This is a genomic window from Mesobacillus subterraneus, from assembly GCF_003937825.1.
Lineage (GTDB): Bacteria > Bacillota > Bacilli > Bacillales > Cytobacillaceae > Mesobacillus > Mesobacillus subterraneus.
This window is the reverse complement of record NZ_RSFW01000032.1, coordinates 1-16,659: the sequence shown is the minus strand read 5'-3', so window position 1 is coordinate 16,659 and position 16,659 is coordinate 1. Positions and strand designations below refer to the sequence as shown.

Genomic DNA, 16,659 nt, shown 5'->3' with positions numbered 1-16,659 from the left:
GACGCTTGTTTGTTTAGTTTTCAAAGAGCAATTTCAATGTCACCCGCAGGCGACTTAAATAATATATCATGCTGTTGTTGTTTCGTCAACATCTTTTTTTAAAGTTGTTAACTGCTGTTCGACAGCAACGTTTAATATAATAACAACTTCTGCTTGCCTGGTCAATAGCTTTCGTTAAAAAATGTTTTCACTTTCCACATTCCGTTTTTTTAAAGAAAAAACACCACTTCATCAAAAGTGGTGTTCCTTCCTTATATGATCCAAGTCTGAATCGCAACCAAGGCAAACACACCTGGAATCCCTAACAACCCGGAGACTGCAGCAGTAGCAAGATTGATTGGCACATAGATTCCGAAGCCGGTTCCGAAGGCGTTGAGAAAAAATAAAAAGATGGCTCCAATCAGGACCTTAATTGCACTCTGGCCGATCAATCTCAGCGGCTTTGTTGGTGCCCCTATGACCAGCAGCAATAAGATCAATCCACCCAGGACCGATATAACAACAATAGGATCCATACTTGTCCTCCTTACTTCAATGTCTTGTACTATTTTTATGTACAAGTCATCGAAATAAGACCTGTTGCCATTTTATTTTGTCCTGATGCTGATTTTCCGGTGCTTCGCTTCTTTAAATAGAAAGAAGTATTTCGCTTCGGCAATTTTCGCCTCAGTGATGAACTCTTCTGATGGATCGAAGCTTCTTTCAACCAATAGCTTTTGGTTATTCCAGGTTGTCTTCATGCTGTTCAGCTGTTCTAACAGTTTTTGGTCGAATTCTTTTCTAAGCCATTTCTTTTTGCGAAATAACATGACTTTCCTCCAGTAGAGTGATGATTACACTTCTCTGCGTCCTTCGAGCGCTTTAGAAAGAGTGACTTCATCCGCGTATTCAAGGTCGCCGCCAACCGGCAATCCATGAGCAATACGGGTGATTTTTATGCCAGACGGCTTCAGCAGCCTGGAGATGTACATCGCAGTCGCTTCCCCTTCAATGTTCGGGTTGGTTGCGAGGATGACTTCCTGGACTGTTTCATCCTGAAGCCTCTTCAGCAGATCCGGTATATTGATATCCTCCGGCCCTATGCCATCCATTGGAGAAATGGCACCGTGAAGTACATGGTATAACCCGTTGAATTCTTTCATCTTCTCCATCGCAATCACGTCTTTTGGATCCTGGACGACACAGACGACGCTGCGGTCGCGGCGCTGGTCCTCACAAATATAGCAAGGATCCTGGTCAGTGATATGGCCGCAAACAGAGCAATATGTCAGGTTCCTTTTCGCATTCACCAGGGCTTTCGCGAAATCCAAAACGGTTTCTTCCTTCATGCTTAAGACGAAAAAAGCCAGACGAGCGGCTGTCTTCGGGCCGATACCTGGCAATTTCATAAAGCTGTCGATCAGCTTCGATATTGGTTCAGGATAATGCATACGTATTATTCCTCCTAGAACATTCCCCCAGGAAGGTTCATCCCTTTAGTGAATTGTCCCATCGTCTTGTTCGAAAGTTCTTCTGCTTTTTTCAGAGCATCGTTCGTTGCAGCAAGCACAAGGTCCTGAAGCATTTCTACATCATCAGGATCAACGACTTCCGGCTTGATTTGCACATCGACGATTTCCTTGTGGCCTGTTACGATGACTGTTACCATTCCGCCGCCAGCTGTGCCTTCGATTTTTTCTTCTCCCAGCTGAACTTGAGCTTCTTCCATTTTCTTTTGCATTTTCTGCATTTGCTTCATCATATTTTGCATATTACCCATTCCACGCATCATAATAACGTCCTCCAATTAGTCTTGTATTTGTATTAATTCATCACCAAACAGCTTCTTTGCTTCAGAAATCAGCGGATCTTCATTGGCCGCCTGATTCTCCGATGCACCATCGCCTCTTTGACTGATAAAACTTTCCCTTATCTTAAGCCACTGGTCCTCCGGCACCCCGATCACCTGCATATTCTTCCCGGTGTATTCTTGCAGGGCTGCACTTACGGTTTCCGTGAACCTGGTATTTTCCATTGCCATCTGGCAGTGAATTTCATATTTGAATTTTATCACGGCTGCTTCATCCGATGCAGCCACTGGCTCAGCTTCATTCAACAAGGCAGCCTGTGAGCGCATTTGCTTTGCTGCAAGCATTTCCAGCAATTCTCCCCAGCGTCCCTTGATGGCATGAAGGTTTGGCTTAGTGGCATTTTTAAGCACTTCATTGATCTTACCAGCCGGCGCCTGGAACCCTTTCCGATTGGGACGGGGTGCCTTTTTCGCAGCCGCTGCCGGTTCTACAGCCGCCATTCCAGGATTCTGCTGGAACTTGGCGAGTTTTTCTTCCAGTTGTTCGATTCGTCTTAACAAAGGCTCGATCTGAACATTGCTTGTCTGGGTTTGTGTTTCCAGCTGGCACAGCTTGACAATTGCGACCTCAAGGAAAATCCGCGGGTGGTTTGTCCAGCGCATCTCCTGCTGGGCTTTATTCAATACCTCGATCAACTCATATATCTGAGCTGCCTCAATCTGGTTGGCGAGTTCCTGGAAAGCTTCATCGAGCATGACCCGTTCCATCGATTCTTCAAGTCCTGGAGCAGCTTTGTAAAGAAGCATATCCCGGTAAAAGAAAATCAGGTCTTCTATGAACCTTGCCGGATCCTTCCCTTGTAAAAGCAGTTCCTCCAATGCTTCCAAACCCGCGGCAGCATTTTTCTCGTAGATGGCCCTGGCCAGCTGGTTCAGGAAGTTTTGCGAAACGATCCCTGTTACTGTCAAAGCATCCTCAATGGTTACGCGATCCTGGCTGAATGAAATCGCCTGGTCGAGAAGGCTCAAGGCATCCCTCATCCCGCCTTCTGCAGCCCTTGCGATGATCTGCAGGGCGTTGGCATCGCAATCTACTCCCGATTCCTCAACAATTTGCTTCATCCGGCCAACAATGGCCTGAGCTGTGATTCTTTTAAAATCAAATCGCTGGCATCGGGAAATGATTGTTAATGGAATCTTGTGGGGCTCAGTCGTAGCGAGGATGAAGATGACATGCTTCGGTGGTTCTTCCAGCGTTTTCAGCAAAGCGTTGAACGCTCCGATGGAAAGCATATGCACCTCATCGATGATATAGACTTTGTACTTCACGACGTTCGGAGCATATTTAACTTTATCTCTGATATCACGGATTTCCTCTACGCCATTGTTTGAAGCGGCGTCGATTTCAATCACATCCGGAATCGATCCATCCGTGATCCCGCGGCAGGCATCGCATTCATTGCAAGGCTCGGTAGTCGGAGCATTTTCACAGTTAACCGCTTTCGCCAGGATTTTTGCAGCACTCGTCTTACCCGTACCCCTTGGTCCCGAGAAAAGATAGGCATGTGATATTTTTTGTTGAAGCAGAGCATTTTGCAGTGTCGTGGTTACATGTTCCTGCCCGACCACATCAATGAACTGCTGTGGACGCCAGACACGATATAAAGCTTGGTAGGCCAATGACACCGCTCCCTTCGTTTTATTAGGCTCTTTTCGTAAAACTTTGCAGCTTGCACACCCCGGCAGCATCAAGTTTAAAAACAAAGTTTCCCTGATGCCTTTCAGTTTGCGCAGGCAAAGGAAGGTTCAGTAAAAGAATCTCTATGAAAACAACCTTTTATTATCTTTCCTATTATAACGCAATTTTTTAGACATTTACACTTTTAGAAAGGGAAAGTTGTCCGGAAATACAAAAAACTCATCTCTGTAATAGAGATGAGTTGGTTGCATATTATTTAACTGCCGCGCACCTTCCGTCGACTGAATACCATAAGCGTTACTTAAGCAGTTAGCTCGGCCCAGGCAACCCTGCGGCACATGGGAGCGTCCACTTAATGCTGCTTCCTTCCGGACCTGACATGGTTCATGGATTCCCATTGCGCAGGACCCGGGCGTCAACACCACTTGCTTAAGGCAGACCCTACAGTAAAACAGCCTCAGGAAGGGATTCATCCCCGCTAGAGCGGATTGCGGGTACAGGGCACCGCTACCTCCCCGACTAGCACGGCAAAATTGAAACCTTATTTAGGTGTGTCTCAAGGACACATTCATAGTATACTAATTCCACCGCTAAAAAGCAATGCTTATCCCCTGTCAATTCCTGTATCCTGTTCCAGTGCCGCTTTTATCTGCCTCTTTTTCAGTTTCTTTTTTTCGCGCAGTTCCCTGAAGAAATTGGACAGCAGCCCACTGCATTCCTCCTCAAGTACACCTGTCACCACTTCGCTTTGGTGATTGAATCGATCGTCCTGAAGGAGATTCATGAATGTCCCGGCACAGCCGCCTTTCGGATCTTTTGCGCCATAGACGACTTTTTTCACGCGTGACAGCATGATGGCTCCGGCACACATCGGGCACGGCTCAAGGGTTACATAGAGAACCGTATTTTCGAGCCTCCAGGTTCCGAGCTTCCGGCAGGCTTCATCGATCGCCAGCACCTCCGCATGGGCAATCGAGCTTTGCCGTGTTTCCCGAAGGTTATGAGCCCGTGCAATAATCTCACCTTCAAGTACGATGACAGCTCCGATTGGCACCTCATCCATTTCTCCGGCTTTTTTCGCCTCTAGTATTGCCTCATGCATATATTGTTCATCTGGAGTAAGTTGTGTTTCCATCTTGCCCTCCAATTAGTAGGTGTTTTATTTCCATTTGGTTTAATAATCTCCTGCATGTCTAAAATATAAAGCACATCATTTTTCGATCAATGCTAAGGAGAGGATTTTCATGTCAAAAACTGCACTATTGATCATCGACATGATCAATGACTTCAACTTCGATGAAGGGGAAGCACTTGCGAAGAATACCCGCAAAATCATCGACCCTATTTTAACATTGAAAAAAAACTTCAACGAACAGGACATGCCTGTGATCTATATTAATGACCATTATAATCTATGGCAGGCGGATTTTGAAAAAATCATGGAGTACTGCTCAAATGAAAAGAGCGAGGCCATCATTAAAAAAATCGCCCCAGAAAAAAACCAGGATTATTTCCTGATTAAACCGAAACACTCCGCTTTTTACGGAACTGCACTGCATACGCTCCTGCAGCAGCTTAAGGTGGACACCTTGATCCTGAGCGGTGTTGCCGGAAATATATGTGTCCTTTTCACTGCGAATGATGCTTATATGCGGGAATACAATCTGATCATTCCTGAAGACTGCATTGCCTCAAACAATGATCAGGACAATCACTACGCCCTGACGATGATGAAAAATGTTCTGACGGCAGAAACTGCACCTTCCACCCAGCTTGATTTATAACATACTGCATTTCCTTCCTTCATACAATGGTTGTAGCGCTAAAATGCCAGGGAGGGAAGAAAATGCAAATACATGTAGTACAGCAAGGACAGACATTGACACAGATTGCCCGGATCTACGGGTCAACTGTTGCGGATATAACTGAAGCGAATGAACTTCCGAATCCGAATAATCTTGTTGTCGGCCAGGCAATGGTCATCCCGATTGTCGGCAGCTTCTATTTTGTCCAGCCAGGAGACAGCCTCTGGGCGATTTCACGGAGATTCGGCATCTCCGTACAGGAACTCGCCAGAATCAACGCGATCAATGTCAACCAGCCTCTGTCCGTCGGTTTTCGCCTCTATATTCCGCCCCGTCCAAAGGTCAATGCGGAATTCAATGCGTATGTCGAACCGAGAGGAAATACCGTTGCCCCTGCCTTGGAGACGGCGGCACGGGAAGCCGCCCCTTACTTGACGTATCTTGCCCCGTTCAGTTTCCAGGCTTTGCGTGATGGTTCGCTGAAGGAACCGCTGCTGAACAACTTTCCGGCCATCGCCGAGGCAAACAATAATATATTGATGATGGTCATCACCAACCAGGAAAACGACCAGTTCAGTGATGAACTCGGCCGCATACTCTTAAATGATATGGCTGTTCAGGACAGATTCCTGAACAACATTGTCACCACCGCGAAAAAATACGGATTCCGCGATATCCACTTTGATCTCGAATTCCTGCGCCCTGCTGACCGAGAGGCTTACAATCAGTTCCTGAGGAAGGCTAGAGACCGTTTCAAGCAGGAGGGATGGTTCATCTCCACTGCTCTGGCTCCGAAGACGAGTGCAACGCAGGAAGGACCATGGTACACCGCACATGATTACAAAGCACACGGGGAAATCGTTGACTTTGTCGTCATCATGACCTATGAATGGGGCTATAGCGGCGGTCCTGCCCAGGCCGTATCCCCAATCGGCCCGGTCCGGGAGGTTTTGGAATACACCATCACCGAAGTGCCTTCACAAAAAATCATGATGGGACAGAACCTGTATGGATACGACTGGACGCTCCCGTTTGTACAGGGCTCGATTGCCCGGGCAATAAGTCCGCAGCAGGGTATCCAGATCGCAGCTGATAACAATGTACCGATCCGCTATGACACAAGGTCCCAGGCACCGACCTTCCGATATACAGCCGCAGACGGAAAAGAGCACGAGGTCTGGTTCGAGGATGCACGTTCGATCCAGGCAAAATTCGATTTGATCAAAGAATTGAACCTCAGAGGGATGAGTTATTGGAAGCTTGGTCTCTCCTTTCCTCAGAACTGGCTGCTCATCCAGGAAAACTTCAATGTAGTGAAAAAGTAAAAAATATATTTAAAATTTTTTTACAAATTCCGATAATATATGACAGGCGCAGTAATTATGCGGCTGTCTTGTTTTTTGTTCACTGTTTTCGTTCTTTAAAACAGTTATTTGTTAAAATTGCCTCTTAATATTCCATATCCATTCCATACTGTGGTGTGATAAAATGGACTTTGCGTGATTTAACTGACAGAAATGTAAAATAGAGATAGATACAACGGAGAGGGAGGACATGTTGTGGAAGGAACACCTTTTATAACGGTTGAAGGACCGATCGGGATCGGGAAGACATCATTGGCCCGCGCAATTTCTGAACGGTTTCAATTTGCACTTTTAAAAGAAATTGTCGATGAGAATCCATTTTTAGGGAAATTTTACGATAACATAGAAGAATGGAGTTTCCAGACAGAAATGTTTTTCCTCTGCAATCGATATAAGCAGCTTGGAGATATTAATGAACATTACCTCAGCCAAAACAAGCCTGTCGTGGCTGATTACCATATTATGAAAAACCTGATTTTCGCTCAGCGCACGTTAAATGATCAGGAGTATAAAAAATACTTAGATATTTATCAGATCCTGACAAAAGATATGCCGAAACCGAATGTCATCATCTACTTGAATGCAAGCCTTGACACGCTTCTGAAGCGAATCAAGATGCGCGGGCGTGAAGTGGAGAAAAATATCAGCCCATTATATCTGGAGCAATTATCCCTTGATTATGAACAGGCTATGCTTCAGTTCGAACAGGACCATCCAGAAATTCCAGTCCTCCGTTTCAGCGGCGATGACCTGGATTTCGTCAAGAACGTAGCAGACCTGCAGCTGATCATCGACCAGTTAACCGCATCATTAAGAAAAAGGAGCGTACAACCATGAATCTAAGAACGAAATATGACATCCCGGCCAATGCGGTCATCACGATTGCCGGTACAGTGGGAGTCGGCAAATCTACCATGACGAATGCCCTGGCGGATGCCCTGAGGTTCCGTACATCCTTTGAAAAGGTAGACACAAACCCATATCTTGATAAGTTCTACGCTGATTTCGAGCGCTGGAGCTTCCATCTGCAGATTTATTTCCTTGCTGAACGCTTCAAGGAGCAAAAACGAATCTTTGAATACGGCGGCGGTTTCATCCAGGACCGTTCCATCTATGAAGATACAGGCATTTTCGCAAAAATGCATTACGAAAAAGGCACAATGTCACCAGTTGACTACGACACATATAAGAGCCTTTTCGAAGCAATGGTCATGACTCCGTATTTCCCGCATCCTGACCTGTTGATTTATCTTGAAGGATCCCTTGATGATATCCTGGAGCGCATCAAGCTAAGAGGACGCCCAATGGAGCAGCAGACACCAATTTCTTATTGGGAAGAAATGCACGGACGTTATGAGAACTGGATCAACAACTTCAACGCATGCCCTGTCCTGCGCTTGAACATCAATGATTACGATCTGTTCAACAACCCGGAATCGATTGAGCCAATCGTTGAGAAAATCGCGACACATATTAAGCAAACACAACTGCTGAAAAAATAAAACCGCCATTTGGCGGTTTTTCTTTTGTATAGTTTTATCTCAGGAACATATAAAAAAACCCATTACATGAGTAACGGGTTTTTTTACACAATCTCCAAATTGTTTTATGCGTTAATGCATTAATTGAAAAATTAATGGAGGAGGTAGAGGGATTCGAACCCCCGCGCGGTGTTACCCGCCTGTCGGTTTTCAAGACCGATCCCTTCAGCCAGACTTGGGTATACCTCCGAGACAAGAAATATAATATCACGTATTGAAATATGAGTCAACACTTCTTTAAAAGTTTTTTTCGGGCAGAGTGTTACCTCTGCCCAAAACTTATTATTGCGGAGCGATGACTTCTCTTCCTCCCATGTATGGGCGCAGTACTTCAGGAATTACGACGCTTCCGTCCGCCTGCTGGTAGTTCTCGAGGATGGCTGCGACCGTACGGCCGATTGCAAGACCAGATCCGTTCAGAGTATGCACATGCTCTGGTTTAGCCTTCGCTTCAGGGCGGAAACGGATATTCGCACGTCTAGCCTGGAAGCCTTCGAAGTTACTGCAAGAAGAAATCTCCCTGTATGTGCCGTAGCTCGGGATCCAAACCTCGATATCGTACTTCTTAGCTGCTGTGAAACCAAGGTCTGCAGAGCACATGCTCAAGACACGGTAAGGCAATCCAAGCAATTGAAGGACCTTCTCGGCATGTCCAGTCAATTTTTCAAGCTCTTCATAAGAATCCTCAGGCTTTACAAATTTAACGAGCTCGACCTTGTTGAACTGATGCTGGCGAATCAATCCGCGTGTATCGCGTCCCGCAGAACCTGCCTCAGAACGGAAACATGCACTGTAGGCTGCGTAGTTGATTGGAAGATCATCAGCTTTAAGAATTTCATCTCGGTGCATATTCGTTACCGGAACTTCTGCTGTCGGAATCAGGAAATAGTCTTCGCTCTCGATTAGGAACGCATCTTCTTCAAACTTAGGAAGCTGACCTGTCCCCGTCATGCTTGCACGATTAACCATGTATGGCGGAAGAACTTCCGTGTAGCCATGCTCATCAACATGAAGATCAAGCATGAAGCTCATCAAGGCACGTTCGAGGCGAGCCCCTAACCCTTTGTAAAAGACAAAGCGGCTGCCGGTTACTTTTCCAGCACGTTCAAAGTCAAGAATCTTCAAATGGTCTGCAACATCCCAGTGCGGCTTCGCTTCAAATTCGAAATTGCGGATTTCTCCCCATTTGCGAACTTCAACATTATCGTCCTCAGATTCGCCAACCGGAACGCTCTCATGAGGAATATTCGGTATGCTGAGCATCAGATTCTCCAATTCTTCTTCAACCGCTCGCAACTGGTCATCCAATGTCTTGATCTTATCGCCAACCTCACGCATTTCGGTAATCAAATGGTCAGCATCCTGCTTTTCGCGCTTCAGTTGCGCTACCTGCTGAGATACTTCATTCCTTCTGCTCTTAAGCTGCTCAGCCTCAAGAATCAACTCTCTGCGCCTTACATCCAGATCCTCAAACTTGCCGAAATCAGATAAGTCTTCGCCACGGTGCTGCAGCTTCTCTTTTACTTCTTCAAAATTCGCTCTCAGATACTTTACATCTAACATTGCGATTTCCTCCTTTAAAATTTTTTTCAGTTCTTATCGTAATTCACTAATATGGGCTCTGTTAAAGCTAGATAAAGATTTTAACACCCGTTGATTGTAGTGGAAGGCGCGAAGAGCGCCGAGGAGGCTCCCGGACTGCCCGCAAAAAGCGAAGCGCCTGGAATGAGAATCAACGTCAAATTTAACAGACCTATTAAGCCTTACGAAAAGAGCCTGAAAAACAAAAAACTCCCGTCCCTATAGAAGGGACGAGAGTTAACCCGCGTTGCCACCCTAGTTGAAAGCAAAAATATGCTCTCCACTCATAAAATAACGGTTTTTACCGAAAGTATTTACTGGCCAGTCCTGGCGTTCCATACTCTGCTCGAGGGCGGATTCATTTGTCACATCCACCGGTTCGCACCATCCACCGGCTCTCTTAAGAATGAAAACAGACTACTATTCCCTCTCATCGCTTTAACTATCGAATTTTAATTCATAATTTACTACAATTATGGTCAGCATGCAAGCAGTTTATGCAAAATTTTTACTCTTGGACTCTTCAACCATTTTTACAAAATAGTTCATGAGCCTGTGGTCATTTGTCAATTCGGGATGGAAGGAACAGCCTAGGAACTGTCTGTCGCGTGCTGCGACGATCCTGTCATTATGCTTCGCAAGCACTTCCACATCCTCGCCTGCTTCGACGATATGCGGAGCACGGATAAAGACAGCTGAAAAATTGTCAGCAACTCCAGAAATGGCTATATCCGCTTCAAAGCTTTCGCGCTGGCGCCCGAATGAATTGCGTTCCACTTTCACATCCATGACACCGATATGGGGTTCATCATAACCAACAAGGTTATTGGCAAGCAAAATGAGGCCTGCACATGTTCCGAACATCGGTTTGCCATCGTCAGCAAATTTTTTCAACTCATCCATGAATCCATATTTATCAACCAAACGGCGGATCGTGGTGCTTTCCCCGCCAGGAATAATCAAGCCATCCACTTCCTCCAGCTGTTCTGGACGTTTGACAATGATTCCTTCTCCACCAGAGGCTTCAATAGCCCATAAATGCTCACGCACAGCCCCCTGCAGGCCAAGTACTCCAATTTTCACCATTCTCTTTGCTCCTTACCAGCCGCGGTCCTGCATGCGGGCTTCTGGAGCTAATGATGAAATTTCCATTCCCTTCATCGGGATTCCAAGGCCTTTCGAAATGTTCGCAATCAGTTCGTAATCCTGATAGTGTGTCGTTGCTTCCACGATTGCCTTCGCGAATTTCGCAGGATTCTCTGACTTAAAGATCCCTGAGCCAACGAATACTCCGTCAGCACCAAGCTGCATCATCAAGGCAGCGTCTGCTGGCGTTGCAACGCCGCCTGCAGCGAAGTTTACAACTGGAAGACGTCCAAGCTGCTTGATTTCCATAAGCAGCTCATATGGTGCTCCAAGAAGCTTAGCTTCTGTCATAAGCTCATCCATATCCATTGCAACTACCTTGCGAACCTGTGCATTCACCTTACGGATATGGCGAACAGCTTCTACGATATTTCCAGTACCTGGCTCTCCCTTTGTACGAAGCATAGAAGCTCCTTCGCCAATTCTTCTCGCTGCTTCGCCAAGATCACGGCATCCGCATACGAACGGAACAGTATAATCTCTTTTATTCAAGTGGTATTCCTCGTCAGCCGGAGTCAATACCTCACTCTCATCAATGTAATCAACACCCATCGCTTCGAGCACACGGGCCTCGACGATGTGGCCAATCCTTGCTTTTGCCATAACGGGAATTGTGACAGCACCCATTACCTCTTCAACAATGCGTGGGTCGGCCATTCTTGCTACGCCGCCAGCCGCGCGGATATCAGAAGGAACACGTTCCAGTGCCATTACAGCAACTGCACCGGCTTCTTCTGCAATCTTCGCCTGCTCTGCGTTGACAACATCCATGATGACGCCGCCCTTTTGCATTTCTGCCATACCACGTTTAACACGATTAGTACCTGTCTTCATTCTTTTTCCCCCTTGTCCCTAATTAAGGCATACATATGTAAGCGCTTTGTAATAACTGGAAATTCAGACTTTTTTGGTCGGAATTATAGTTATCCCTATTGAAAATAAACAATAAAAAAGGTTTCCTGTCAATACAGGAAACCAAATAAACGATTGCTTTACGAATTAATCTGATTAAAACCAGCCTTTAACTGTATCAGCGACTCCACCGAAAAGGTCTCCGAAGAATCCGCCGATTCCGCGCATCATCAATACGAACCAGTTTGCCTTTTCTACACTTTCAGCTGCAATAACAGGTACCTGGATCTGCTTTTGGGCGTCTTCAGTAAGGAAGCTGATGTTTTCATCCTTCTTGGACTTAACGGTCATGTATCCGACTTGTTCGCCCTTCTTGATTGGCGCTGTCAACTCGCCGTTTTCGTTAAGTTTTTTCTTGTCGAGCACAAGTACAGGCTCATACTCATCTTTTTCTCCATTACGGATTTTCATGGTAATCGCATCTTTAGCCTGGATCTTTACACTGTCTTCTTTACCCTTTGTTACAGGAAGAGTGTTCTTGCCTTTAACTTGATGATTCTTTTTCACAAGCTCTTCTTGTGTGAAGTTACTGAAAGCAAAATCAAGAATTTTTCTGGTTTCAGTGAAACGGCTGTCCTTAGAGTCAGCTTTCATGATAACTGAGATGTATCTTTGGTCATTTCTCGTAGCAGTTGCCGTAAAGCCGTAGCCTGCAAAATCAGTTGAACCTGTCTTCAGGCCATCTACGCCGTCATATGCGTAGATCAAGCTTGGCAGCATCCAGTTGAAGTTCTTATACTCACGGCCATCACGGAATTTCAAAGATGGCATTTTTGCTGTATCCAACACCTCTGGGTAATCGGTCAACAGGCGGAAAGCTAGTTGAGCAAGTGAACGTGCGGACATCACGTTTTCCTCATCCGGGTTGCCTGCAGGATGCTGTCCCAGCAGGTCTTTGTTGTTCAAACCTGAAGAGTTGACGAATTTGAAATCCTTCAAACCAAGCTCAGCAGCTTTTTTATTCATTTTTTCAACGTGGTTCTTCTCTGTTCCTGAAAGAACTTCGGCAAGTGCCACAGTTGCTGCGTTCCCAGAGTGGATCGCCATCGCTTCATACAATTCCTTGACTGTATAATCCTCTCCTTGAGTCAGACCAACATTGGAAAGACCAGGCGCTGCGGATAATTTGTGGACATACTCATTGATTTTCACTTTTTGGTCCCACTTGAGCTTTCCTGATTTGACTGCCTCAAGGACCATATATTCTGTCATCATTTTTGCCATGGATGCCACACCAAGGACGACATCGGCATTTTTCTCATATAAAACTCTTCCTGTATCTGCATCAATCAGCATGGCTGCTTCAGCATCAATCCCTAATTGGCCTTCTGCTGCTTCTGCTTCCATTGAAAATCCTGAAAACATGGTTGTGATCGTTAAAATGAATGCTGCAAAGAACATTGAAAGCTGTTTCTGTTTACGGTTCAAGACGACTTTCCCTCCAAGTTTTGATAATTATCTATGAATCTTTCATTTTTGTTAACCCTAAAAAATCACACCTGTTAAGTTTACCATAAAGAAAACAAAAAAAATAGACAGAGAATAGTCACTCTGTCTAATGTAAAAAAAGGAAAAAACTATTGTTTTACAGGAAAATAGTCTTAGTCCTGCTTAGTTTCTTAGGACATTGAATAGTTCGGCGCTTCCTTTGTGATCTGGACATCATGCGGGTGGCTTTCTCTTAACCCTGCACCTGTCATCCGGACGAATTGAGCATTTTCCCTCAATTCCTCAAGGTTCGCTGTACCACAGTAACCCATACCGGAACGGATGCCTCCTACAAGCTGATAAATTGTATCAGTAAGTGGTCCTTTATAAGGGATTCGGCCTTCAATGCCTTCGGGAACGAACTTTTTGTTGTCTTCCTGGAAGTAACGGTCCTTGGACCCCTTCTCCATCGCTCCGACCGATCCCATTCCACGGTATACCTTGAAACGTCGTCCTTGATAGATCTCTGTTTCCCCAGGACTTTCTGTAACACCAGCCAGCAGGCTTCCAAGCATAACCGCATGGCCGCCAGCAGCCAAGGCCTTGACGATATCCCCTGAGTATTTAATGCCGCCATCCGCAATGATCGCTTTTCCATGCTTGCGCGCTTCTGTTGCACAATCATATACCGCCGTAATCTGTGGTACACCTACACCTGCGACAACCCTGGTCGTACAGATGGAGCCCGGACCGATTCCGACCTTCACGACGTCAGCACCTGCCTCAATTAACTCACGTGTTGCTTCAGCAGTAGCAACATTTCCGGCAATGATGTTAAGTTCCGGGTAGTTCTCGCGGATTTGCCTTACCGTGTCAATTACGCCTTTAGAGTGCCCATGTGCTGTATCGACTACAATAACGTCTACATTCGACTTAACCAGCATCTCTACCCGTTTCATCGTGTCCGCCGTAACGCCGACCGCAGCGCCGCACAATAGACGGCCCATTGAATCCTTTGAGGAATTTGGGAACTCAATCACTTTCTCGATATCTTTAATCGTGATTAATCCTTTTAAAACGCCTTCGTCATTCACTAGTGGGAGTTTTTCAATCTTATGGCGCTGAAGGATTTTTTCCGCTTCCTCCAAAGTCGTTCCAACAGAAGCAGTAACTAAATCAGTCTTCGTCATCACTTCTTCGATTTTCATCGAATAATCCTGGATGAATCTCATATCGCGGTTGGTGATGATGCCAACCAGCTTTTGCTCTTCGTCATTATTGACGATTGGGACACCCGAAATGCGGTATTTGCTCATTAGATGCTCAGCATCAAATACCTGGTGTTCTGGAGTTAAAAAGAATGGATCCGTAATGACTCCACTTTCGGAGCGTTTCACTTTATCGACCTGGTCTGCCTGCTGCTCAATGGACATGTTTTTATGTATGATCCCAAGTCCGCCCTGCCTTGCGATTGAAATCGCGAGCTCTGCTTCCGTTACCGTATCCATTCCGGCACTGATGATCGGAATGTTTAACTTCAAGGTTTCGGTAAGGCTGACCTTGAGGCTGACATCCTTTGGCAAAACCTCAGATTTAGCCGGCACAAGAAGCACATCATCAAACGTTAATCCTTCTTTTACAAATTTACTTTCCCACATTGTAAATGACCCCCTTTAAGAAAATATTATTTGTAGGTTATCAATTGGTTAAAATACTGTCAAGAAAGGTGTTATTTGTTTGATTTTTCAAATAACTTGGAGGTTTTTCATGTGTCTTCTTCTTTTAAAGAATGGAACAGCTACACCCTGTTTTTTTCAGCTGAATATTCGCAAACGTATTTGAAAAAATGCTACCGCAAACTCAATTTGGATCAACCCGACATGAAAAGCTTCGAGAACTGTTATCCCTTCATGTATTATCTCGAACACGGGAAACTTTATTATGAACAGGCAGAAAAATCGCCGCTGGCAATCCAGCCTATCCTGCTCTTTTACGGACTAGTCCATTTGATAAAAGCATGCATCCTGACCGTCGAGCCTGATTATCCGGAGACAACATCCGTACTCGCACATGGCGTGTCCACAAGAAAAAGGAAAAAGCAGCAATACAGCTTTACAGAGGATGAAGTGAAGTTTCAAAAGAATGGTTTGTTTTCTCTAATGGCAGAAAAGATGTTCCACATGAAACAATTGGAAGGTGAAAAAGCAACGATGGGTGAGGTTTTGGAACTCATCCCTGAACTTTCAGGGATCTATGCCGATTTAAAAGGGAAGCAAATCTTCGAACCCGTAACAGAGAATGGCACCGTTTATTCAATGTCAAAATCATTGCTGGACCAATTTCATATGACTGAGAATCGCTTTAAGGAATTCTTTCAATCGAAGGCAGCCACCCCTCTCTCATTTTTATCTGAAGACACAGACAGTATTAGCTTCAAAGCAAGCCTTGCAGATACCGGAGAACCCCTGCCACTTAGATACAATCTGGAAAATCAACAGTATGCATTCCCTTTAAACAAGGGTGATTTGTTCTTATATCCGGAACTGCTGCTCCACTATTTGCTGTTATATAACCTGGGAATGATCGCCCGTTACGAAACCGAGTGGTGGAGTGAATTAATTAAAATGATGCCGAATGAAGACTATCCCCTGATTCAATCATTTTTAAAATCAACGGTAAAAAAAGGGCCTTACTTAATTTACCAGTACCTGATGAAAAAGTGATAGCAATAAGGGTTGAGGACACCCTCGACCCTGAAGATCGTCCATATTAGCGTTTAGAAGAGCACATATCGGGAATTTCAGTAATATACACAAGGAAAACATCAAGGAGGGATACAAGATGGATCGAAAAAAACTAATGATGACAACAGTCGCTCTAGGAACAGCATACTTGCTAAAAGACCAAAAGTCACGCTCAAAAGTAATGAGCCAGCTACAATCCCTTGGCACAGCAAACAAAAAGAAAAAATAACACGAACGAACGTGAAAACCCCCCTGGAGCAATTCCAGGGGGCTTTTCAAAACAGGGGGACGGTTCTTGTGTTTTTGTGAAACAGAGGGACGGTTCTACTGTTTTCGGTGCTATGATTTGACATGATAATAGTGTTTTATAGACAAGTTTTACGTTTGAACGTCCAATTAAAAAATTTTATCGACCACATTTTTAAATATATCAGCGGATTTCTCAATATTTCGACCACATTTGCGAATATACCGACCAACTCATTCATTTGCAGCTCATGCCACGTTTGATAGCTAGCTTGATTAAGAGAATACGATTGACCTATATCAGCATAAAAGTACAAATTACTGCTTTAAGTATACAAAAAAGGACAGCCATAACAGCTGTCCCTTTTTTGTGCCCGGCGGCGTCCTACTCTCACAGGGGGAAA

Annotated in this window: 17 protein-coding genes, 1 tRNA gene, 1 other RNA gene and 1 other annotated feature; of the genes, 6 read left to right on the top strand and 13 right to left on the bottom strand. The window is 45.1% G+C overall.

The features are described from left to right. Nucleotides 1–251 precede the first annotated feature (251 nt). From EJA10_RS21205 to tadA, 7 genes are all read right to left on the bottom strand, one after another. A complete protein-coding gene (locus EJA10_RS21205; RefSeq protein WP_125482037.1) occupies nt 252–515 on the bottom strand; it encodes a pro-sigmaK processing inhibitor BofA family protein in 264 nt (87 codons plus the stop codon). 72 nt (nt 516–587) lie between these two features. Further along, nucleotides 588–809: a YaaL family protein gene (locus tag EJA10_RS21200; RefSeq protein ID WP_125482036.1), complete on the bottom strand. Its 222-nt coding sequence runs from the start codon at nt 807–809 to the stop codon at nt 588–590. Between the two features lie 24 nt (nt 810–833). Then, complete coding sequence (recR, locus tag EJA10_RS21195) at nt 834–1,430, bottom strand: recombination mediator RecR (RefSeq protein WP_041968096.1); 597 nt, start codon at nt 1,428–1,430, stop codon at nt 834–836. Nucleotides 1,431–1,444: 14 nt separating this feature from the next. Beyond that, on the bottom strand, nt 1,445–1,771 hold the full coding sequence (locus tag EJA10_RS21190; protein ID WP_170169213.1) for a YbaB/EbfC family nucleoid-associated protein: 327 nt from the start codon (nt 1,769–1,771) through the stop codon (nt 1,445–1,447). Between the two features lie 15 nt (nt 1,772–1,786). Further along, entirely contained in the window at nt 1,787–3,469 is a 1,683-nt protein-coding gene (dnaX, locus tag EJA10_RS21185; RefSeq protein ID WP_125482035.1) for a DNA polymerase III subunit gamma/tau, read from the bottom strand. Between the two features lie 282 nt (nt 3,470–3,751). Next, nucleotides 3,752–4,016, bottom strand: an RNA gene (gene ffs, locus EJA10_RS21180) — signal recognition particle sRNA large type. Between the two features lie 76 nt (nt 4,017–4,092). Beyond that, nucleotides 4,093–4,623 (bottom strand): tRNA adenosine(34) deaminase TadA, encoded by a 531-nt coding sequence (tadA, locus tag EJA10_RS21175; protein ID WP_125482034.1) that lies wholly within the window; start codon nt 4,621–4,623, stop codon nt 4,093–4,095. A 109-nt stretch (nt 4,624–4,732) separates the two neighbouring features. Here tadA and EJA10_RS21170 point away from each other — a divergent pair, with 109 nt between their 5' ends. The 4 genes from EJA10_RS21170 (at nt 4,733) to EJA10_RS21155 (ending at nt 8,159) form a co-directional block, all read left to right on the top strand. After that, nucleotides 4,733–5,272, top strand: coding sequence for a cysteine hydrolase family protein (locus tag EJA10_RS21170; protein WP_125482033.1), 540 nt, complete (start codon nt 4,733–4,735; stop codon nt 5,270–5,272). A 62-nt stretch (nt 5,273–5,334) separates the two neighbouring features. Then, nucleotides 5,335–6,618, top strand: a complete 1,284-nt coding sequence (locus tag EJA10_RS21165; protein ID WP_125482032.1) for a glycoside hydrolase family 18 protein — start codon at nt 5,335–5,337, stop codon at nt 6,616–6,618. A 234-nt stretch (nt 6,619–6,852) separates the two neighbouring features. Then, nucleotides 6,853–7,494: a deoxynucleoside kinase gene (locus EJA10_RS21160; RefSeq protein ID WP_125482031.1), complete on the top strand. Its 642-nt coding sequence runs from the start codon at nt 6,853–6,855 to the stop codon at nt 7,492–7,494. Further along, on the top strand, nt 7,491–8,159 hold the full coding sequence (locus tag EJA10_RS21155) for a deoxynucleoside kinase (protein ID WP_125482030.1): 669 nt from the start codon (nt 7,491–7,493) through the stop codon (nt 8,157–8,159). The genes EJA10_RS21160 and EJA10_RS21155 overlap by 4 nt, the downstream gene beginning before the upstream one ends. Nucleotides 8,160–8,294: 135 nt before the next feature. Here the strand turns inward: EJA10_RS21155 and EJA10_RS21150 are convergent. The 6 genes from EJA10_RS21150 to guaB all read right to left on the bottom strand — a co-directional run bounded on the left by EJA10_RS21150 (nt 8,295) and on the right by guaB (nt 14,923). Further along, nucleotides 8,295–8,387, bottom strand: a tRNA-Ser gene (locus EJA10_RS21150). Nucleotides 8,388–8,480: 93 nt separating this feature from the next. After that, nucleotides 8,481–9,761: a serine--tRNA ligase gene (serS, locus tag EJA10_RS21145; protein ID WP_125482029.1), complete on the bottom strand. Its 1,281-nt coding sequence runs from the start codon at nt 9,759–9,761 to the stop codon at nt 8,481–8,483. Nucleotides 9,762–10,002: 241 nt separating this feature from the next. Beyond that, nucleotides 10,003–10,222: a binding site (T-box leader), on the bottom strand. A 52-nt stretch (nt 10,223–10,274) separates the two neighbouring features. Beyond that, nucleotides 10,275–10,865: a pyridoxal 5'-phosphate synthase glutaminase subunit PdxT gene (gene pdxT / locus EJA10_RS21140; protein WP_125482028.1), complete on the bottom strand. Its 591-nt coding sequence runs from the start codon at nt 10,863–10,865 to the stop codon at nt 10,275–10,277. A 12-nt stretch (nt 10,866–10,877) separates the two neighbouring features. Then, nucleotides 10,878–11,759, bottom strand: a complete 882-nt coding sequence (pdxS, locus tag EJA10_RS21135; protein WP_125482027.1) for a pyridoxal 5'-phosphate synthase lyase subunit PdxS — start codon at nt 11,757–11,759, stop codon at nt 10,878–10,880. Nucleotides 11,760–11,933: 174 nt separating this feature from the next. Further along, on the bottom strand, nt 11,934–13,238 hold the full coding sequence (locus tag EJA10_RS21130; protein ID WP_125482038.1) for a serine hydrolase: 1,305 nt from the start codon (nt 13,236–13,238) through the stop codon (nt 11,934–11,936). Between the two features lie 218 nt (nt 13,239–13,456). Next, nucleotides 13,457–14,923, bottom strand: coding sequence for an IMP dehydrogenase (guaB, locus tag EJA10_RS21125; protein ID WP_125482026.1), 1,467 nt, complete (start codon nt 14,921–14,923; stop codon nt 13,457–13,459). A gap of 111 nt (nt 14,924–15,034) precedes the next feature. Here guaB and EJA10_RS21120 point away from each other — a divergent pair, with 111 nt between their 5' ends. After that, complete coding sequence (locus EJA10_RS21120) at nt 15,035–15,988, top strand: YaaC family protein (protein ID WP_125482025.1); 954 nt, start codon at nt 15,035–15,037, stop codon at nt 15,986–15,988. Nucleotides 15,989–16,106: 118 nt separating this feature from the next. Next, nucleotides 16,107–16,238, top strand: coding sequence for a hypothetical protein (locus EJA10_RS23990; protein WP_281274540.1), 132 nt, complete (start codon nt 16,107–16,109; stop codon nt 16,236–16,238). Nucleotides 16,239–16,659: the final 421 nt, after the last annotated feature.